Below are 19,884 nucleotides of genomic sequence, written 5' to 3' on the forward strand. Positions count from 1 at the left end.
TTTCCGGTACATTGCCGGAAACGAATCGCGGGGCGGTTGCCCCAGCCGAAAGGATTGCCGCCTCATGAGAATCAAGCGCCTCGCCACGGTCGGCCTTGCCACGCTGCTTGCGCCGTCGCTGGCCTTTGCCCATCCGCATATCTTCGCGGAAGCGCGGCTCGAGGTGGTCTCCGACGACAAGGCCGAAGTCAGCGAGCTTCGGAACGTCTGGCGGTTCGACGAGCTGTTCTCGTCGAGCGTGGTCCTCGATTTCGACAAGAACTCGAATGCGATGCTCGATCCGGACGAGCTAAAGGAAGTCGGCCAGACCGTGCTGGAGTCGCTCTCCGAGTACAATTACTACACGACGATCCTCGACAACGGCAAAACCATCAAGGTCAACAAGCCGGAAAGCATCAACGTCGACTACAAGGACGGCCAGCTCTTGATGATGTTCGCGGTCAAGCCGGCCGAGCCGATGCCGCTCAAGGGCAAGCTTTCCTTCGGCGTCTACGATCCGACCATGTATACGGCGATGGATTTTCCGACCGACAACGACCTGACCGTCGTCGGCGACAAGATCAGCGCCTGCGAACACAAGGTCGTCCGCCCCGACCCCGACGAGGTTCTCGCCGAGAACAAGAACACCCTGACCGACGCCTTCTGGAACGATCCGACAGGCACGGACATGTCGAAGCTCTTCGCAACCAGGATAGAGATCTCATGCTGAACATCCGCGGCATTGGACGTCTGGTCACCGCGGCGCTCGTCGTCACGGCGCTTTCCGCAACCTTCGCTGCGGCCCAGTCGCCGCTCGGCATCGGCACCGCCGAACCTGCGTTCAAGACGACCGGTTTGCTTGGCGGCTTCTTCGCCTGGGTGAACATGGAGCAGCAGGGCTTCTACCGCATGATGACCAGCGCGCTGAAGGGCATGCGCGAGAACCCCTGGCAGCTCTGGTCGCTGGTCGGGCTTTCCTTCACCTATGGCGTTTTGCACGCCGCGGGCCCCGGCCACGGCAAGGCGGTCATCTCCTCCTACATGATCGCCAATGAGACGGAACTGAAGCGCGGCGTGATGCTCTCCTTCCTGTCCTCGATCCTGCAGGGGATCGTCGCGATCCTTTTGATCGGCGCCGTCTACCTGCTGCTGCGCGGTTCTTCGATCAACATGACCACCGCGACGCGTTGGCTGGAGATCGCCAGCTACGCCTTGATCGCCGCATTCGGCGGCTGGCTGCTCCTGCGCAAGCTGCGGTCGATGCTGCGTCCGGCCGCCGTGGCCTCAGTCGCCGGCGGCGGACATATCCATCTCGCGCACGATCACGACCATCATCATCACGATCACCATCATCATCACACCCACGATGAGCACCACGGGCACAGCCATGGCCCGGGCGAAGTCTGCGCCAGCTGCGGGCATGCACACGCACCCGACCCGTCGCTGCTGAAGGGTGACCGCTTCGCGCTTCGAGAAGCCTGGTCGGCCGTCATCGCCGTCGGCCTGCGGCCCTGCTCCGGCGCGCTCATCGTGCTTTCCTTCGCGCTGCTGAACGGGCTCTATCTCGGCGGCGTTCTCTCCGTCTTCGCCATGTCGATCGGCACGGCAATCACCGTCTCGATCCTCGCGACCATGGCGGTGACCGCCAAAGGCTTTGCGCTCCGCTACGCTTCGAGCGGCACCGCCGCCGCCCGGATCTCGCATGGCATCGAGATCGCCGGTGCAGCCTTGGTTCTGTTGCTTGGATTGGTGCTTCTCGGCGCGGCCCTACAGAGCTGACGCTCCGGCATTTCGTTTCTACAGCGCCGCGCGTCTTATCAGACGCGCAAAGGTCGCTGTAGCATTTTGAATTACTGCATGTTTCCTTTAATCGGATACGATTAAAGGAAACATGCAGTAGGCCGTCTTTCCGCTTCCAGTGTGCCATTTGAAAGCGGGATGCTCTGGCAGGAAACGATCCTCAAAGCCCGCGCTTGCGCTGGTAGCGGGCCCGGAGCCAGAAAAGCAGGAAGAAACCCAGGACGAAGATCACGCCGAAGGCGACGGCCAGCCAGGGCGAGATGTCGCCGAGCTTCAGCATGATCGACGGCAGCACGAAGAAGCCGAGGCCGGCGACGACGAGAATGATCGCAGCGGCGATCGCCGGTGACTTTTCCTTGTTCTGCATGATTTCCCTGCTGTTGTCTGGTGCGACGAAACGTCAGGCGCTTACTTGGACGCCAGCCGCTCCAAGTCCGCACGTATATCTTCAAGCCGCCTTATCTGGCGACCATCCTCGTCGAAATTATCAACTGCGAGCCAGGTTTCGAATGCGGCATTGAGCAGCGGCCACTCGCTGTCGATCATCGAGAACCAGGCCGTGTCGCGGTTTTCGCCCTTGGAGATCATGTGCTGGCGGAAGATGCCCTCGAAGGTGAAGCCGAGGCGCGCCGCCGTGTTGCGGCTCGCCATGTTCTCGCTGTGGCACTTCCATTCGTAGCGGCGATAGCCGAGATCCTCGAAGACGTGTTTCGCCATCAGGTAATGGACTTCGGTCGAGAGCGGCGAGCGCGCCATGGCGGCGCCATGGGCCACGGCTCCCACTTCAACGACGCCATTGGCAGGATCGGCGCGCATGTAGTTGGCCATACCGACGACGATGCCGGTCGCCTTGTCGCGAAAGACCTCGGTGACCCAACCGGATTTCTCCTGCGCCGCCGTCAGCCACGCGTCGAATTCCTCAATATCCCTAAAATCCGGCTGCGTGAAATATCTGAGCAGCGGATTGATCGCCATGCCGCCGAGACCGTCCCAGAGGTCCTGCAGATGCCGGTCGCGCTCATAAGGCTCGAGCTTGACGAAGCGCCCTTCGAGCGCGACGCCCTTCGGCGCCGGGCATCCTTTCCAGTTCCTGAGATCACGCATCGCCGCTCCTCCTTCATCCCTCGCGCTTCGGCATAGGCCAGAGTGACGGCCGACACAAATTCAAACTGGTTATGAACGATGAACCTTGTTCAAACCGGTGATGCAGCCATCAGCGCTCAGCCGATGTGTTAGGCCGTAGCCGGCACCTTGGCGGCCGATACCGTCGCCTCGATGTGATCGACCAGCGCGTCCGGAAGTCCGAGGCGCCCGGCGAGCAGGTCGAGATAACCACGCTCCGCACGCGTCTCCGGCTCGATCGTCAGGCGCGATGCGGTATAAATCTCGACACGCTCTTCCTCGGTCTTTGCGGCGCCGACGATCGCGTCGATATCGACGGGGTTGGCAAGCTCGCTCTCCAGGAAGGCGGCGGCATCGGCCGAAAGGCCGGAAACCGACAGCTTGTCCATGATGTGCTGGCGTTCGGCCTCATCGATATGGCCATCGGCGCGCGAGGCCGCGATCATGGCGCGCACCAGCGTCAGCGCGAAATCGTGGCTGACGGCCTCCGGCGCAGACGCGAAGCCGGAATCGGCCGGCGGCGGCAGGAGTTCCGGTTCGCCCTTGGCAACCGTCGAGCCTCCCGGCGTATTGCCGGCCTGATAATTCTTGTAGGCCTGGTAACCGAGACCTGCGATCGCTGCGAGGCCGCCGAGCACGGCGGCATTGCCGGCAAGCTGGCGACCCGATTTAGTTCCGAGCAGGACAGCGGCGATGGCGCCGGTCGCCAGCGGATTGTCCTTGGCAAGCTGCGTCACCTGGGTCGCGCGATCGCGCACCGTGCCACCGGCACCGGGTACCTGCGATCCCAGAAACTGATCCAGCAATTTCTTCGCGTCGAACATCGGGTTTCGCTCCTTCTCGGTTCCGGACGGTCGGGGACGAGCGAAAGGGAACGCCGCCCGCGCGCCCATCGCTGAATGGATTGAGACATAGGAACGTTGCAGGGAAAATACAAATTCGCGCCAGAGGCGAGAAGGTCGATGCGCGGCCAACGAAAAAGGCCTGGCGTCGGCCCGGCCTTCGGAACTGGACATCGATGGCGTCGCGCTCAGCCTTTGAGCGCGAAGGCTTCGGCCGCAAGCTTGGTGATGCCGGCCCAATCGCCCTTGGCGACCAGATCCTTCGGCGCGACCCAGGAGCCGCCGACGCAGACGACGTTCGGCAGCGTCAGATAGTCGCGCGCGTTCGAAAGCGAAATGCCGCCGGTCGGGCAGAACAGCGTGCCGGCAAGCGGCGAGGACAGCGACTTGAGATAGGCCGCACCGCCGGCCTGCTCGGCCGGGAAGAACTTCATGACGTCGTAGCCTTCTTCACGCAAGCCCATGACTTCGCTCGCCGTGGCGGCACCCGGCAGCAACGGCACTTCGTGGTCGTTGGCGACGTCGATCAGTTCCTGCGTCGTGCCGGGGCTGACGATGAATTTCGAGCCGGCTTCGACCGCCGCCTGGAACTGTGCGGCATTGAGGATCGTGCCGGCACCTGCAACCGCGCCTTCGACTTCCTGGGCAACGGCACTGATCGCTTCGAGCGCAGCCGGCGTGCGCAGCGTGATCTCGATCGCCTTCAACCCGCCGGCAACCAGGGCGCGCGCCAGCGGCACGGCAGTCGCGACGTCGTCGATCACCAGAACCGGAACGACCGGCTGCAATTTGAGGATGGAAAGAAGCCTATCGGTTTTCGCGCTCATGCCGATCGTCCTTTTTAAAACGATTGAATATGCCTTCCGCATACTCCGCCGGTCATCGGTTGTCGAGACCCAAGGGCACAAGTGTGCGGCATTCTCATGAAAGTCGAAGATAAAATATTACCTACAACAAAGAGATGACTTGAGCCCTCGCGCGAAAGCGATAGTTTGATGGCGGCGAGCCTATCGAAATGGCGGATTATCCATGGCGAAGGAAATAGAACGCAAGTTTCTGGTCGCTTCCGACGGGTGGCGAGAGCATGCGGACAAAGGCATCGACCTCAGGCAAGCCTATGTCGTGACCATGGACGACCGCTCGCTCCGCGTGCGTATCCACGGCAACAAATGGGCCCGCCTCACCATAAAGATCGGCAAATCGGCGCTCGTCAGAAACGAGTATGAATACGACTTGCCTTTGGACGACGCGCGCGAGATGCTGTCTCAGGCGATCGGCATCATCATTGAAAAACGGCGCTACCGCGTGCCGCACAAGGGCTTCATCTGGGAAGTGGATGTCTACGGAGGCGCGCTCAAGGGCCTGATCGTTGCCGAAGTGGAGATGAAGCGCGAGACCGACATACCGGCATTGCCCAGTTGGATCGGTCGCGAAGTCACCGGCGACCGTCGCTACTCCAACCAGGCGCTTGCCACAGAGGGGCTGATGGAACCCCAGTCATGACCTACGCCTTCCGGCCCGGACGGCCGTTCACTGACGATTTCCGTGCCATTGCCGCCGAACAGCTCACCGAGGCGGTCATGATCCTCGAAGACCGCCCTCAGGGCCTGCACGAGGCCATCCATGACGCCCGCAAGAACTTCAAGCGCCTGCGCTCGCTCTACCGGCTCGTCGCCGCCGACGCGCCGCAATTCCAGAAGTACGAAAACGCGCGCATTCGCGACATGGCCCGCAACCTCTCGATCGTCCGCGATGCCGCCGCCCTCGTCGAAAACGCCCATTATCTCAGGGCTGGGGCTTGCAGCGAGGAGGAAGAAAGAGCCCTCACCCATGTCTGCGAACGGCTGACGACCCGTCGCGACCATATTGCCGCCCGCGAGATCGACATCGAGGATCGCGTCGCCGGCACCCTAGTCAATTGCGAGCAGGCGCTGGGGGCACTGGCCCAAGTATCTTTCGACGACCGCCGCAGCAAGACGGCGGCCCGGTTGACGAAAGGCTGGCAGCGGACACTCAAGCGCGCCGCCCGCGCCAAGGAGGCATGCGGATCGAGCACGGAGGCGGACCCGTTTCACGAATTGCGCAAGCGCGCACAGGACTACCGCATGCATCTCGGGCTTATGCGCGAGACCTGGCGGTCGGCCATGCAGGCCAAACGCAACGAGGCCAAGATGCTGGTCGACATACTCGGCCACCTCAACGATCTCGCCGTCCTGGTCCAGTTGATCAACGAGGAGCCGGGCCTCGCCGGCAACAGCCAGGACCAGGCCCATCTCATCGCCGCCGTCATCGCAAGGCAGGAAATCTTGCGCGGCGACGCTTTGAAGCTGGCTGCAACGGTCTTCCAGGAGCAGCCCGACGAAGAGAGCCGGACGATCCGGCTCCTTTGGCTGGACGCCGCGCGTTAACAGGGCCGCCCCGGCCGATCGTCCGCAGCGTGACAGGAGTGCCCCTCTCGGCCACCGCGATTGCGCTTGCGGCGCGAAAGCTGTATTTGCACCGGCCATGACCGACATTTCCACGACCCCGCGCCCGCAGACGCATGGCCAGTTCCTCGTCGCCGCGCTCTATCATTTCGCAAGCTTCCCGCGCTTCGCCGAATTCCGCGAACCGCTGCAGGCCGTCTGCGACGAAAACGGCGTCAAGGGTACCCTGCTGCTCGCCCATGAGGGCATCAACGGCACCATCGCCGGCACGGATGCTGGCATCGCCGCCGTCCTCGCGCTCTTGCGTGCCCAGCCGGAGCTTGCGGCGTTGGAGCACAAGGAAAGCCGGGCGACTTCGATGCCGTTTCTGCGCATGAAGGTGCGGCTGAAAAAGGAAATCGTCACCATGGGCGTCGAGAACATCGACCCCAACAAGATCGTCGGCACCTATGTCGATCCCAAGGACTGGAACGCGCTGATCTCCGATCCCGATACGATCGTCATCGATACACGCAACGATTACGAGACGGCGATCGGCATCTTCAAGGGCGCGGTCGATCCGCAGACCAAGACCTTCCGCGAGTTTCCGGATTGGGTGCGCAACCAAACCGGCCTGCACAACAAGCCGAAGATCGCCATGTACTGCACCGGCGGCATCCGCTGCGAGAAGGCGACCGCCTTCATGAAGGAGCAGGGCTTCGACGAGGTCTACCATCTCAAGGGCGGCATTCTGAAATATCTCGAACAGGTGCCGCAGGAAGAAAGCCTGTGGGAGGGCGCCTGCTTCGTTTTCGACGAACGCGTCTCCGTGACCCACGGCCTGAAAGAAGGCGAGCACACGCTCTGCCACGCCTGCCGCCAGCCGCTGACCCCGGCCGATCTCGCCTCGCCCCATCACGAGGAAGGTGTCTCCTGCATCCATTGCTACGAGATCCGCACTGACGAAGATCGGGAACGCTACCGCCAGCGCCAGAAGCAGATCGAGCTTGCGAAGAAGCGCGGCGAGCGTCACCTGGGAAGCTGAACGACGGGTTCGCCCCTCATCCGCGCGGTGGGGAAGGCCCTCATCCGCCTGCCTGCATCTTCTCCCCGCAAGCGGGGCGAAGGGACTTGCGGCACCGCCCCGTACCACAGATCAATCTCCGACTTCCGGGCCGCCACTTTCAGGCCGGCCGGCACCGGCGGCTCCAGCACAACGGCTGCTGTTGCGCACGTCCCCTCGCCCCGCTTGCGGGGAGAGGGATAGGGTGAGGGGCAAATCTTGCTGTTGTGCCTAACCCGGCAACGCCTCGCATTCCTCGAGCGGCAGCGCGCTGCGGTCCCATTCGTGCCGGCTGCGGGTAAAGATCGCATCGGTCGGCTGAAACACCGAGGGATCATCGAGCGTGCCGGCATAGATCGACAGGCGCGGATCGCCTGGAGGACCGGAACCGAAGATCTGGCTGCCGCAGTTTTCGCAGAAATAGCGGATCGAGGGATTGCCGTTTTCGGCGCGCGTCTCGTAGCCGCGGCATGTGCCTGACATCGAAACGTTGGCCCGATCGAAGATCATGTAGCAGCAATGACCCGTTCCGGTCGTGCGCTGGCAATCGCGGCAATGGCAGAAGCCGGAATAGAGGGGTTGCCCCTTCGCCTCGTACCGGATTGCGCCGCAGAGGCAGCCGCCGTTCATCACACTCATGTTGCATCCTCCTCGAAGCGTCAGGAGGATAGCCAAGCGAGCCTTGCGGTCAAAGAAAAACCGCGCGCCGCGATTGCAGCGCGCGGTTCGTGTTCTTTTTGAGAGAGAAGCTTACCAGCTCGGGATCAGCGCACCCTTGAAGGTGTCGTTGATAAAGGCTTTCACCTTTTCATCATGGTAGGATTCGACCAGCGTCTTCACCCACGGCGCATCCTTGTCGGCCTTGCGCACGGCAATGACGTTGGCGTAGGGCGACTTCTCGCTTTCGATGGCGATCGCGTCCTTCTTCGGGTGCAGGCCGGCTTCCATGGCGTAGTTGGTGTTGATCACGGCCGCATCAACATCCTGCAGCGAGCGCGGAAGCTGTGCTGCATCGAGCTCGGCAAAGGTGATGTTCTTCGGGTTTTCGGTGATGTCGGCCGGAGTGACCTTCAGGCCGGCCTCTTCCTTGACCTTGATCAGCCCCTTGGAGGCGAGGACGAGCAGCGCGCGGCCGCCATTGGTCGGGTCGTTCGGGATGGCGATCGTCGCGCCGTCCTGAAGCTCGTCGAGGCTCTTCACCTTGTTCGAATAGACGCCCATCGGCGTGGTGATGGTGGTGCCGACGCTGACGATGTCAAAGCCGCGATCGGCGATCTGGTTGTCGAGATAGGGCTGGTGCTGGAACGAGTTGGCATTGAGATCGCCATCGGCCAGCGCCTGGTTCGGAACGACGTAGTCGGAGAATTCGAGGATCTCGATATCGAGGCCCTTCGGTGCCGCGATCTCCTTCACCTTCTCCATGATCTGGGCATGTTCGCCCGGCGTTACGCCGACCTTGATGGTTTCGGCAAGCGCCGTGCCGGCCGTGAGAGCGGCGATCGCCGCTGCGATGATGAGCTTCTTCATGGATGTCTCCTTGTTCATGTTCAAGTCTTGGGAGGAAGTCAGGTCTTGCGGTTCTTCTTGTCGAAGCGCCGCGCCAGGCCGTCGCCGGCGCTCTGGACGAGTTGCACGAGCACGATCAGCACGATGACGACGACGAGCATCACGTCGGGCATGAAGCGTTGGTAACCGTAGCGGATGCCGAGGTCGCCGAGTCCGCCGCCGCCGACGGCGCCGACCATCGCCGAATAGCCGATGAGGCTAACGGCGGTCATGGTGAGCGCCAGCGTCAGCGCCGGCCGCGCTTCGGCAAGCAGCACCTTGAAGACGATCTGCATCGGCGTTGCGCCCATGGCGCGCGCCGCTTCGATCAGCCCCTTGTCGATCTCGCGGATCGCGGCTTCGACCAGACGCGCGACAAAGGGGATGGTCGCGATCGTCAGCGGCACGATCGCCGCCTTGGTGCCGATCGAGGTGCCGGTGAGCAGCCGGGTGAAGGGAATGATGGCAACGACGAGGATAATGAACGGCGTCGAGCGCGTGGCGTTGACGATCAGCCCGACGATGCGGTTCAGCGTCGGCGCCGGGAAGAGCTCACCCTTGCCGCTGGTGGCGAGGAAGATGCCGATCGGCATGCCGATCAGCGAGCCGATCAGGCCGGCGACCGCGACCATGTAGATCGTGTCGATGGTGGCGCTGCCGATGCGCAGCAGAAGATCAGGCGACATAGCCGAGCACCTCCGTGACCAGACCGTTTTCGGTGAAAAAGCGTTCGGCGCGACCGGATGTCTCCACATCCGCGCCATAGGCGACGACCAACGAGCCATAGGGTGCGCCGCCGATCTCGTCGATCGTGCCGGCGATGATGTTGACCTCGGCACCGACAGACTTGATCAGTTGCGAGATCAGCGGCTTCTCGGCGGCAGCGCCGAAGAAGGTGAGCCGCACCACGGCACGGTCGCCGGCGGCGGGCTGCGACTTCAGGGCGCGGACCACCGCATCGGGAAGCTTTGAACCCGCCAGGCCCGAAAGCAGCGCGCGCGTCGTCTCGTGCTTCGGATGGGTGAAGACGTCGAAGGTATGACCGCGCTCGACGATGCGGCCGTGATCGATGACCGCGACATCGGAGGTCACTGCCTTCACGACTTCCATTTCGTGGGTGATGAGCAGCACCGTCAGCCCGAGTTCGGCATTGATGCGCTTCAGAAGTTCGAGGATCGACTGTGTCGTCTCGGGGTCCAGCGCCGATGTCGCCTCGTCGGAGAGAAGCAACTTCGGCTCGGTCGCGAGCGCCCGGGCAATGCCGATGCGCTGCTTTTGACCGCCGGAGAGTTCGGCCGGATAACGTCCATGCTTGTCGGCAAGGCCGACGAGATCGAGCAGCGGCCGCACGCGCTGTTCGATCGCGCGCTTGTCCATGCCGGCAATTTCCAGCGGCAACGCGACGTTGCCGAACACGGTGCGCGACGAAAGCAGGTTGAAGTGCTGGAAGATCATGCCGACCGAACGGCGAAGCGCCCGCAGCGCCGCCTCGTCGAGCGCGCCGACGTCGACGCCATTGACCAGCACCTTGCCGCCCGTCGGTTTTTCCAGGCCGTTGACCAGCCGGATCAGCGTCGACTTGCCGGCGCCGGAGCGGCCGATGATGCCGGTGATCGAGCCGCGATCGACCGTCAGCGAGACATTGTCGAGCGCGGTGAAAGCGCCGCTGCTGCCGGAGGCGGGGAAATGCTTGGAAACGCCATCGAAGACGACGGCTGCGTCAGCCGATGGCGCGGCACTTTGGGCGGAAACGCTCATCGTTCGGAGATCCCCGAAAGAGGCGCAGTCGAAATGTGCGGATACATAGGTGCTCTCGGAATGTTCAAAACTCATGATCCCGACGGAAGACGGGATGGAAGGCGCGTCCGGTCAGGCCGACATTCGACAACGCATTCGGAACAGGGAGCACTTCTCTATCATCAAGCAACCAGTCAGTTCAACTTTGGCGCCGCATGGCCCGCATGCGACATAATCTACGGCTCTTATGGAGAATTGCCGCTGGATTTCACAGGCATGTTTTTCCGCGATCGGCGCGAGAATGGCAAAACCATGCTCTTTTGCTGCACGCGTGCCCGCAGCGGGCAATTCCCCGCCTTGGATATCCTTGTTCGAACGGACTGCACCCGATCTCGTTTCATGCTAACGGGCAGGAACAGGGTTACGAGGTAGAACATGCGCATCGTCTTGACCGGAAGCTCGGGCCGTATTGGCCGAGCCATCTACAACGCACTCGCCGCCGACCATGACGTAATCGGCATCGACCGCATACCCTTCGGCACGACGGCCGTTGTCGGCGATCTCGTCGATGGCGAATTGCTGGAGCACGCGATGGAAGGCGCAGATGCCGTCATCCATGCGGCTGCACTGCATGCGCCCCACGTCGATACGGTCGCCGATCAGGAGTTCGAGCGCGTCAACGTGATGGGCACGCATCTGGTGATTGCCGCGGCGCAGGCCGCGGGCGTCGGCCGCATCGTCTTTACCAGCACGACCGCGCTCTATGGCCACGCAGTCGCGGAGGGAAGCTGCGCCTGGATCACCGAGGAAACGCCGCCGAAGCCGCACACGATCTATCACCACACCAAGCTTGCGTCCGAAGCCCTGCTCGAAAACGTCGCGGATCGTGCCCTGCATGTGCGGGTGCTGCGCATGTCGCGCTCTTTCCCGGAGGCTGCGGACCGGGTCGCAAGCTATCGCCTGCACCGCGGTATCGATGCGCGCGACGTGGCTGCGGCGCATCTGGCGGCGCTCGACAATGGCGGCCCCGCCTTCCAGCGCTACATCATCTCGGGCGAAACACCGCTGCTTCCCACCGATTGCCGCCGTCTGGCAGAGGATGCGGCAGGGCTCTTGCGCGAGCGGGCGCCAAAACTGTCCCAGGCCTTCGCCGATCGCGGCTGGGCGCTGCCGGAGACGATCGATCGGGTCTACGACCCGAGTGCCGCAATCGAAAAGCTCGACTGGAAGCCGCGCTACGGTTTCAAGGAGGTACTGGCCCAACTCGACCGACAGAGCCTCGAAGTTCTGCCGGTTCGCCGGTGAGGCTGCGGACGGAGAATCGCTCGGTGGTGGCGGCGGGTTGACCCCACCTGTCCCAATCGTCAGACGTGGTTGCCCTTCGGAAACTCTTCGGCGAGCGCCTTGTACCAGTGCCCGCTCTTCTTGATGGTGCGGACCTGGGTGTCGTAGTCGACATGGACGATGCCGAAACGCATCTTGTAGCCTTCGGCCCATTCGAAATTGTCCATCAGGCTCCAGGCGAAATAGCCGCGCATCGGATAGCCCTCGGCAATCAGGTCCGCCGTCACCGACAGGTGGTCGGCGATATAGTCGAGCCGCGGCTGGTCGTCGACGACACCGTTCTCGACGCCCGTGTTGTAGCAGGCGCCGTTCTCGGTGATGTAGCATTCCGGAAGTTGGTAGGTCGCGTTCAGCGTCTTGACCAATACTCCAAGCGCCGGGGCATAGACTTCCCAGCCGATATCCGTCCTGGTTTCGCTCACCGGCTTCGCATTGATCGTCGCCGGGTATTCCGCACCCTTCGCCGGATCGTGGCTGACCCGCATCGGCGTGTAATAGTTGAGGCCCCACCAGTCGAGCGGCCGCGAGATCGTCTCCATGTCGCCGTCCTCGATCAGGGGCATGCGGTGACCGAGCGCGCTCATGAAGCTCTCGGGATATTCGCCCCTGAAGATCGGGCCGAAGAAGACGCCATTGTGGAAGTCGAAGGCGCGCTCGGCAGCCGCCTTGTCTGCCTTGCTGGCGCTGCCGGGATAGACCGAGTGGGCATTGATGACGATGCCGACAGGCAGGCTCGGCCGCTCGGAGCGGATGGCATCGACGCCGAGACCGTGCGCCAGATTGGTGAAGTGCAGCGCATGGAGCGCCGCATCCATGTTGCGCTCGCCCGGCGCATGGATGCCGTAGAGGTGGCTGAGCCAGACCGAGCACCAGGGTTCGTTGAGGGTCGCAACCGCATCGAGCCGGTCGCCGAGGCGGGCGATCACCGTCTTGGCATAACGCTGGAAGGCGTAGGCCGTCGTGCGCGCCGTCCAGCCGCCGTCGCCCATCAACGCCAGCGGCAGGTCCCAATGGTAGAGCGTTGCGAAGGCCTTGATGCCACGCGCCTTCAGGCCGTCGACGAGGCGATCGTAGAAATCGAGCCCCTTTTCGTTGATCGGACCGGTACCCTCCGGGATGATGCGCGGCCAGGCGATCGAGAAGCGATAGGCGTCGACGCCGAGGCTTTTGATCAGATCCAAATCCTCGTCCAGCCTGTTGTAGTGGTCGCAGGCGACATCACCATTGTGACGCCCGAAGACACGCCCCGGCATGTTGGAAAAGGCATCCCAGATCGACGGCTTGCGGCCGTCCGCCTTGGTGGCGCCTTCGATCTGGAAGGAGGCGGTCGCCACCCCGAATACGAAATCGCCAGGGAAGCGCTGGGCCAGGATCTTGGGATCGGTCATCTCTCTGTCTCGTCTCGCTCCGGCCCCGCGTCGAGCGGGACCCCGTTGCTTTCTCGCCTTTGGCGGGCCCGCTGTAATGTCGTGCCTGCAAATGTCAATTCGCGAAAAAGGGCGGGAAAGCCCCGCCCTTCCGCCGCGTTTTGGCAGTTCGTTACACCTTTACCCAGGCACCATTTCGTTTGGATGACTGGACGCAGGCATCGACGAAGACCATGCCCTTCATGCCGTCGTCGATGTTCGGATAGGTGACCGCCGGATCGACCTTTTCGCCCTTGCGCTTGGCGAAGATGGCGCGCGCCGCTTCGCTATAGATGTTGGCGAAGCCTTCGAGGTAACCCTCCGGATGACCGGACGGGATCCGGCTGACGCGGTTTGCCGCCGCGCTCGCGCCGGCACCGGCTCGGGTGAGCAGCCGCTTCGGCTCACCGAACGGCGTGAACCAGAGATAGTTTGGATCCTTCTGCGTCCATTCGAGCCCGCCCTTGGTGCCGTAGACGCGAACCATCAGGCCGTTCTCGTGGCCGGGCGCCACCTGGCTGCACCAGAGCAGCCCCTTGGCGCGTTCACCATCCTTCGCCTTGAAGCGCATCATCACATGGGCATTGTCGTCGAGCTGGCGGCCAGGAACGAAGCTGTCGAGATCGGCCGAAAGCTCCTCCAGTTCGAGACCGGAGACGAAGGCGCCGAGATTATAGGCATGGGTGCCGATGTCGCCGGTCGAGCCGCCAGCGCCGGAGCGTGCGGGATCGGTGCGCCACGCGGCCTGCTTCTGGCCGGACTGCTCGATATTCTCCGTCAGCCAGTCCTGCGGATATTCCATCTGCACCAGCCGCACCGCGCCGATCTCGCCATTGGCAACCATCTCTCGCGCCTGGCGCACCATCGGATAGCCGGTATAGTTGTGCGTGAGCACGAACAGCGCGTCGCTGTCGTCGGCCGCCTTCTTCAGCTTTTTCGCGTCTGATAGCGTCGAGGTCAGCGGCTTGTCGCAGATCACGTGGATGCCGCGCTTCAGGAACTCCTTTGCCGCGGCATAGTGCACGTGATTGGGCGTGACGATCGCCACCGCCTCGATGCCGTCCTTCAGCTTCGCCTCGCGGATCGCCATCTGCTTGAAGTCGGAATAGACGCGCGACGGATCGAGCCCGAGCTCGCGGCCCGAGCTTTCCGCCTTTTCCGGCGTCGACGACAGCGCACCCGCCACCAGCTCATAGTGATCGTCGAGCCGTGCGGCGATGCGGTGCACCGCGCCGATGAAGGCGCCGGAGCCGCCGCCCACCATGCCGAGCCGGATGCGGCGCTCGCGCTTCTCGCTCGTTCCTTCGATTGCCATAATCTTCTCCCCTGTTTCCGTTCGTATCTTCGGTTTTTGTCGTGCGATCTGCCCCTCATCCGCCTGCCGGTACCTTCTCCCCGCACGCGGGGAGAAGGGATATGCCGCACCCGCGCGCACGCCTGTGACCGCAACACCTCAACAATCCGAGGTCCGCCGCAGTCCGCGTCCCTCTCCCCGCCTGCGGAGAGAGGGTTAGTCCTCGGGTTAAACCCGAGGAGAGGGGCAAATCCTCAGATCCCGAGCATGCGCCGATTCGCCGCCTCGTCGGTGCCGGCGCCGGCGAAATCGTCGAAGGCCTTCTCGGTGACGCGGATGATGTGGTGCCTGACGAAGTCGGCGCCCTCGCGCGCGCCGTCTTCCAGATGCTTCAGCGCGCATTCCCACTCGACCACCGCCCAGCCGGCAAAATCGTTGGCCGCCATCTTCGAGAACACCGCGCCGAAATCCACCTGGCCGTCGCCGAGCGAGCGGAAGCGGCCGGCGCGGTTGACCCAGCCCTGATAGCCGCCATAGACGCCCTGGCGTCCGCTTGGGTTGAACTCCGCATCCTTGACGTGGAACATGCGGATGCGCTCCTTGTAGATGTCGATGTTGTCGAGATAGTCGAGGCACTGCAGCACGTAGTGCGACGGGTCGTAGAGCATGCAGGCGCGCGCATGGTTGCCGGTGCGCTCCAGGAACATCTCGTAGGTGATGCCGTCGTGCAGGTCCTCGCCCGGATGGATCTCGTAGCAGATGTCGACGCCACAGTCCTCGGCGTGATCGAGGATCGGCGTCCAGCGTCTCGCCAGCTCGTCGAAGGCAGTCTCGACGAGACCGGCCGGCCGCTGCGGCCAGGGATAGACGAAGGGCCAGGCGAGCGCGCCGGAGAAGCTTGCCATCGCATTCAAGCCGAGGTGCCTCGAGGCCGTCAGCGCCAGCTTCACCTGCTCGACCGCCCATTGCTGCCGTGCCTTGGGATTGCCGCGCACCTCCGCGGCGGCAAAGCCGTCGAAGGCCTCGTCATAGGCCGGGTGCACGGCCACGAGCTGGCCCTGCAGATGCGTCGACAGCTCGGTCACCTCGACGCCGTTTTCGCGCGCCGTGCCGGCGAACTCGTCGCAATAGGCCTTCGAGCTCGCCGCCTTCTTCAGGTCGATCAGCCGCCCATCCCAGCTCGGCACCTGCACGCCCCTGTAGCCGCAATCCGCTGCCCATTTGGTGATCGCGTCCCAGGAATTGAACGGCGCCGCATCGCCGGCAAATTGCGCAAGAAAGAGCCCTGGCCCCTTGATGGTCTTCATCCCGATTTTCCTCCCGATGGAACGGCATCGGCCCGCCCGGACCGTCAGCGATCGGAAGTACAAAACACCCGATTTCCGCTTAAACGGACAGACCTGAAACGTTGCAGGCGCCGAAGCTAACAGATTTTCGGCACGGGGCAACAGGCAAGGACGCAGATTCGCGGAAGATTTGTAATCGATTTCATCTCGCGATGCCACAGGCCTCGTCAAACGCACGGAAGCGGTGAGTTGAGCGTCTGGACCGCTGGCAGCGGCAAGGAAAAAGGGGGCCATCAAAGCGCCCCCTCCCCTCGTCCGTAGCTCTCTTCAAACGGTCATCCGTAACGCCGGTTCGTTGCCACCAGGCTGGGTTTCCCTTGCCGCCCGGCCGATACGGTGAATTGATCGACAAGCCCCCTGAGCGTGGTACTGACCTGCATGAGCGTATGCGTCGCGGCGCTGGTTTCCTCGACCATCGCCGCATTCTGCTGCGTCATCTGATCCATGTTGGTGACGGCGGTGTTGATCTCAGCGATACCGGCCGACTGCTCGCGCGCCGAGCCGGCGATCGCGTCGATGTGACCGTTGATGTTGATCACCTGGTCGCCAATGTGATGCAACGCCTCGCCGGTCTTGTTGACCAGCGACACGCCCATCAGCACGTCCTCGAACGACTTGTCGATCAGTTCCTTGATCTCGCGCGCCGCTTCCGCTGACTTCTGCGCCAGTTCGCGCACCTCCTGCGCAACGACCGCAAAGCCCTTGCCTGCCTCGCCCGCCCGCGCCGCCTCGACCCCGGCGTTCAGCGCCAAAAGGTTGGTCTGGAAGGAGATCTGGTCGATGACGCTGATGATCTGGGTGATCTTGCGCGACGAGTCCTCGATCGCGCTCATCGCCGCCACCGCCTGCTCGACGATGGCGCCGGATTTGCGCGCCTCGTCGGTGGCGTTTCCGACGACCCGCCGCGCCTCTTCCGCGCGTGACGCCGCTTCCTTGGAAATGGTGGTGATTTCTTCGAGTGCGGCCGCCGTTTCCTCGAGCGAGGCCGCCTGCTGCTCGGTGCGCCGCGCCATGTCGTCGGTGGCCGATACCAGTTCACCGGCATTGTTTGCCGTTTCCTCGGAAGCCCCGACGATCGCACCGAAGGTCTGGTCGAGCTTGCCGAGCGCGGCATTGAAGTTGGATCGAAGGCTTGCGAATTGCGGTGCGAGTTCGCTGGCAATGACGGCGGTCAGGTCGCCGTCGGCCAGGCGCTTCAGACAATCTTCGAGCGCCGAGAGCGCTTCCTCCTGTTGGCCGTTCAAAACCTGCCGCTCCGCTTCGGAGCGTTCACGTTCCTCCTGCAGCGCGTCGAGATAAACGGAGATCGCATAGTCCATATCGACCATCGCAGCCTTGACGACGGCAGCCACATCGGTGCCGATCTCCTTCGCCTTGTTGCGATGCAGGAAACCTTTCAGGTGGCTCTCGATGACGCTCTTCAGGATGGATTCGATGATCAGTGCGTAGCCGCCGATATACCAGCGCGGCTCCAGGCCGAGACGCGCATGAGTCTTGCCGATGGTGGTGACGGCATCGACATATTGCGCATCGAACCTGGCGGAGGCGATCAATTCCCAGTGTCTGGCCTGCCTGGCCTTGGCGCCCTGCACATGCGCTTCGCTGGCAAAGAAGCGCGCCGTTTCCGGATTGGCGCGCGCCTTGGCGTAGAACTTGTTCAGCGCCGTATCGAGCGAGGCGGAAATAACGGGCAGCGAGCGCGCAAGCGCGGTCCGTTGAGCGTCATCGAGATCGACGAACTGCAGACGCTCATTGAGAAGTTTGGTTTTCGAATCGAAGCTGGTCATACGGATTGTTCCCCTGGCGCCGCGACAGCACGCGTGACGAGGTGGCCGCTGCAGCTCAAGGTACGGCGCACCCTGCACCGAAGGTTTACCATATTATAATATAGAAATAACTGTAAATTGTGTATGGTCAATTATGCTATCGAAGATTGAGACTCGATGACGCAAGCATTCACATCGCCGAAGACACCCGGTGTGTCCACGGCCACAAGACCATTTCAGAATCATAGGATGTAGAATTTCATCAAGCGCATGCGCCGGCAACAACCAGAAAGCGTCATGGATTTTTTACGCGCAGAAGATGCAAATTGCAGTGGCAGAGCCTCCCAACGAACGGCGGCCCGAAGAACTCGGAGCCGCCGCACGAACCAATTCAGGAAAGCTCTTAGACGTAGCGGTTGACGACGTTTTCGAGCAATTCCTGCTTGCCGGACTTCGGCTGCGGGTTGAGGTCCGATTTCAGCACCCAGGCTTCGATCTCCTCGAGCGAGAAGCCGCCGTCGAGCATCTTCTTGGCTTCCGGCACCTGCCAGCCGGCATAGCGGCTTTCGAGCGGAGCGGAGAGCGCCTTGTCCTCGATCATCTTCGCCGCCGCCTTGAGGCCACGGGCGCAGCAGTCCATGCCACCGATATGGCCGATCAGCAGGTCCTCCGGATCGAGCGACTGACGGCGCAGCTTCGCATCGAAGTTGGTGCCGCCGGTCACGAAACCGCCACCTGAGAGAACCTGGTAATAGGCAAGCGCCATCTCCGGCACGTTGTTCGGGAACTGGTCGGTATCCCAGCCGGACTGGTAGTCGTTGCGGTTCATGTCGATCGAGCCGAAGATGCCGAGCGCATTGGCGAGCGCCAGCTCGTGCTCGAAGGAATGGCCGGCAAGGATCGCATGGCCCTGCTCGATATTGACCTTCACCTCGTTTTCGAGGCCGTAGTTCTTCAGGAAGCCGTAGACCGTCGCGACGTCGTAGTCATACTGGTGCTTGGTCGGTTCCTGCGGCTTCGGCTCGATCAGGATCGCGCCCTTGAAGCCGATCTTGTGCTTGTACTCGACGACGAGATTGACGAAGCGGCCGAGCTGGTCGAGCTCGCGCTTCATGTCGGTATTCAGCAGCGTCTCATAACCTTCGCGCCCGCCCCAGAGCACGTAGTTCTGGCCGCCGAGACGCTTGGTGGCGTCGAGGCAGGTCTTCACCGTCGCGGCCGCGAAAGCAAAGACATCCGGATCCGGATTGGTGGCGGCACCCGACATGTAGCGGCGGTTGGAGAAGAGGTTCGCCGTGCCCCAGAGCAGGTTGACGCCGGTTTCGGCCTGCTTCTTCTCGATGTGATCGACGATCTCGTTGAGGTTCTTCGTGTTCTCCGCAAAAGTCTTGCCTTCCGGGCGCACGTCCGCATCGTGGAAGCAATAGAAGGGAACGCCGAGCAGATCGAAGAATTCGAAGGCGACGTCGGCCTTCAGCTTCGCCGCGTCCATGCTGTCCTTGAACCAGGGGCGCTCGAAAGTCTGGCCGCCGAAGGGATCGCCGCCCGGCCAGACGAAGGTGTGCCAGTACGCAACCGCGAAGCGCAGGTGATCTTCCATGCGCTTGCCGAGAACGATCTCGTCCTTGTTGTAGTGGCGGAAGGCGAGCGGATTGGTGCTCTCGGGTCCCTCATACTTGATCTTGGCGATATCGCCGAAAAATCCTGTGCTCACGGGTCTTGCTCCTCTTTCAAGAGTGGTTTCGGCCGACATCGTCCATCCGATGGGTCCAGCCATTACGTGGAAGGTAATTGGTTTCATTCCCTCGTCCGGCGATACGGAAAGCATCGAAACGCCAAACGAAAGGAACACTTCGATGCACGACTTCAACGCCATCGCCGAAGCCTACATCGCCGCCTGGAACACGACGGATGCCGCAAGCCGCGCGCCCCTGATCGAGAAGGCCTTCACCGCCGACGTCGCCTACCGCGACCCGATCATGCAGGGCGACGGCCACGCCGGCATCGATGCCCTGATTGCGGGCGTGCACGGCCAGTTTCCCGGCTTCCGCTTCACGCTGAAGGGTGCGGCGGACGGCTATGCCGACGCGATCCGCTTCTCCTGGGCGCTGGGCCCGGACGGCGTTCCCTCGGTCATCGAGGGCACCGATGTCTGCCAGATCGAGAACGGCCGCCTGAAGGCGATCACCGGCTTTCTCGACAAGGTTCCGGCCCGCTGAGCGACCGGCAATTGAG

Annotated in this window: 20 protein-coding genes; 7 read left to right on the forward strand and 13 right to left on the reverse strand. The window is 62.7% G+C overall.

Translation table 11 applies throughout. From position 1 onward, the window contains the following. Positions 1-64 precede the first annotated feature (64 nt). The gene (locus AC1Z3V_RS15000; protein ID WP_483500069.1) at positions 65-709 is read left to right on the forward strand and encodes a DUF1007 family protein; all 645 of its coding nucleotides are present in this window, start codon (positions 65-67) and stop codon (positions 707-709) included. Beyond that, positions 703-1,758 carry a nickel/cobalt transporter gene (locus tag AC1Z3V_RS15005; RefSeq protein WP_483500071.1) on the forward strand — a complete coding sequence of 352 codons (1,056 nt, stop codon included), beginning with the start codon at positions 703-705 and terminating at the stop codon, positions 1,756-1,758. The genes AC1Z3V_RS15000 and AC1Z3V_RS15005 overlap by 7 nt, the downstream gene beginning before the upstream one ends. A 181-nt stretch (positions 1,759-1,939) precedes the next feature. Here AC1Z3V_RS15005 and AC1Z3V_RS15010 read toward each other — a convergent pair whose 3' ends face one another. The 4 genes from AC1Z3V_RS15010 to AC1Z3V_RS15025 all read right to left on the reverse strand — a co-directional run bounded on the left by AC1Z3V_RS15010 (position 1,940) and on the right by AC1Z3V_RS15025 (position 4,570). Then, positions 1,940-2,146 (reverse strand): hypothetical protein, encoded by a 207-nt coding sequence (locus AC1Z3V_RS15010; protein ID WP_429813110.1) that lies wholly within the window; start codon positions 2,144-2,146, stop codon positions 1,940-1,942. A gap of 41 nt (positions 2,147-2,187) precedes the next feature. Further along, positions 2,188-2,883 carry a GNAT family N-acetyltransferase gene (locus tag AC1Z3V_RS15015; protein WP_483500073.1) on the reverse strand — a complete coding sequence of 232 codons (696 nt, stop codon included), beginning with the start codon at positions 2,881-2,883 and terminating at the stop codon, positions 2,188-2,190. A gap of 128 nt (positions 2,884-3,011) precedes the next feature. Then, complete coding sequence (locus tag AC1Z3V_RS15020) at positions 3,012-3,725, reverse strand: tellurite resistance TerB family protein (protein ID WP_429813106.1); 714 nt, start codon at positions 3,723-3,725, stop codon at positions 3,012-3,014. Positions 3,726-3,931: 206 nt separating this feature from the next. Beyond that, entirely contained in the window at positions 3,932-4,570 is a 639-nt protein-coding gene (locus AC1Z3V_RS15025) for a 2-dehydro-3-deoxy-phosphogluconate aldolase (protein ID WP_247959830.1), read from the reverse strand. 202 nt (positions 4,571-4,772) lie between these two features. Between AC1Z3V_RS15025 and AC1Z3V_RS15030 the strand changes: the two genes are divergently transcribed. From AC1Z3V_RS15030 to trhO, 3 genes are all read left to right on the forward strand, one after another. Then, positions 4,773-5,246, forward strand: a complete 474-nt coding sequence (locus AC1Z3V_RS15030; protein WP_483500075.1) for a CYTH domain-containing protein — start codon at positions 4,773-4,775, stop codon at positions 5,244-5,246. Next, positions 5,243-6,151: a CHAD domain-containing protein gene (locus AC1Z3V_RS15035; RefSeq protein WP_483500077.1), complete on the forward strand. Its 909-nt coding sequence runs from the start codon at positions 5,243-5,245 to the stop codon at positions 6,149-6,151. Before AC1Z3V_RS15030 ends, AC1Z3V_RS15035 begins: the two co-directional genes overlap by 4 nt. A 97-nt stretch (positions 6,152-6,248) precedes the next feature. Next, complete coding sequence (gene trhO, locus AC1Z3V_RS15040) at positions 6,249-7,193, forward strand: oxygen-dependent tRNA uridine(34) hydroxylase TrhO (protein WP_483500079.1); 945 nt, start codon at positions 6,249-6,251, stop codon at positions 7,191-7,193. Between the two features lie 249 nt (positions 7,194-7,442). Here trhO and AC1Z3V_RS15045 read toward each other — a convergent pair whose 3' ends face one another. The 4 genes from AC1Z3V_RS15045 to AC1Z3V_RS15060 all read right to left on the reverse strand — a co-directional run bounded on the left by AC1Z3V_RS15045 (position 7,443) and on the right by AC1Z3V_RS15060 (position 10,514). Beyond that, positions 7,443-7,850, reverse strand: a complete 408-nt coding sequence (locus tag AC1Z3V_RS15045) for a GFA family protein (RefSeq protein WP_483500081.1) — start codon at positions 7,848-7,850, stop codon at positions 7,443-7,445. Positions 7,851-7,961: 111 nt separating this feature from the next. After that, entirely contained in the window at positions 7,962-8,738 is a 777-nt protein-coding gene (locus tag AC1Z3V_RS15050; protein WP_429813092.1) for a MetQ/NlpA family ABC transporter substrate-binding protein, read from the reverse strand. Between the two features lie 38 nt (positions 8,739-8,776). Beyond that, complete coding sequence (locus tag AC1Z3V_RS15055; protein ID WP_429813089.1) at positions 8,777-9,442, reverse strand: methionine ABC transporter permease; 666 nt, start codon at positions 9,440-9,442, stop codon at positions 8,777-8,779. After that, the gene (locus tag AC1Z3V_RS15060) at positions 9,432-10,514 is read right to left on the reverse strand and encodes a methionine ABC transporter ATP-binding protein (protein ID WP_483500083.1); all 1,083 of its coding nucleotides are present in this window, start codon (positions 10,512-10,514) and stop codon (positions 9,432-9,434) included. The genes AC1Z3V_RS15055 and AC1Z3V_RS15060 overlap by 11 nt, the downstream gene beginning before the upstream one ends. A 414-nt stretch (positions 10,515-10,928) precedes the next feature. On the opposite strand from AC1Z3V_RS15060, the gene AC1Z3V_RS15065 reads away from it, so the two are divergent. Next, positions 10,929-11,798 (forward strand): NAD-dependent epimerase/dehydratase family protein, encoded by an 870-nt coding sequence (locus AC1Z3V_RS15065; RefSeq protein ID WP_483500085.1) that lies wholly within the window; start codon positions 10,929-10,931, stop codon positions 11,796-11,798. A gap of 59 nt (positions 11,799-11,857) precedes the next feature. On the opposite strand, the gene AC1Z3V_RS15070 is transcribed toward AC1Z3V_RS15065, so the two are convergent. From AC1Z3V_RS15070 to xylA, 5 genes are all read right to left on the reverse strand, one after another. Further along, on the reverse strand, positions 11,858-13,225 hold the full coding sequence (locus AC1Z3V_RS15070) for a GH1 family beta-glucosidase (RefSeq protein ID WP_483500087.1): 1,368 nt from the start codon (positions 13,223-13,225) through the stop codon (positions 11,858-11,860). A gap of 151 nt (positions 13,226-13,376) precedes the next feature. Then, positions 13,377-14,558, reverse strand: a complete 1,182-nt coding sequence (locus tag AC1Z3V_RS15075; RefSeq protein ID WP_483500089.1) for a Gfo/Idh/MocA family protein — start codon at positions 14,556-14,558, stop codon at positions 13,377-13,379. Between the two features lie 233 nt (positions 14,559-14,791). Continuing rightward, the gene (locus AC1Z3V_RS15080; protein ID WP_483500091.1) at positions 14,792-15,844 is read right to left on the reverse strand and encodes a sugar phosphate isomerase/epimerase family protein; all 1,053 of its coding nucleotides are present in this window, start codon (positions 15,842-15,844) and stop codon (positions 14,792-14,794) included. Between the two features lie 314 nt (positions 15,845-16,158). Next, positions 16,159-17,670 carry a methyl-accepting chemotaxis protein gene (locus tag AC1Z3V_RS15085; RefSeq protein ID WP_483500093.1) on the reverse strand — a complete coding sequence of 504 codons (1,512 nt, stop codon included), beginning with the start codon at positions 17,668-17,670 and terminating at the stop codon, positions 16,159-16,161. A 382-nt stretch (positions 17,671-18,052) separates the two neighbouring features. Beyond that, entirely contained in the window at positions 18,053-19,363 is a 1,311-nt protein-coding gene (gene xylA / locus AC1Z3V_RS15090) for a xylose isomerase (protein ID WP_483500095.1), read from the reverse strand. Positions 19,364-19,505: 142 nt separating this feature from the next. On the opposite strand from xylA, the gene AC1Z3V_RS15095 reads away from it, so the two are divergent. Continuing rightward, on the forward strand, positions 19,506-19,868 hold the full coding sequence (locus AC1Z3V_RS15095; RefSeq protein WP_483500097.1) for a nuclear transport factor 2 family protein: 363 nt from the start codon (positions 19,506-19,508) through the stop codon (positions 19,866-19,868). Positions 19,869-19,884: the final 16 nt, after the last annotated feature.

This window comes from Ensifer sp. 38_S197, assembly GCF_056924495.1.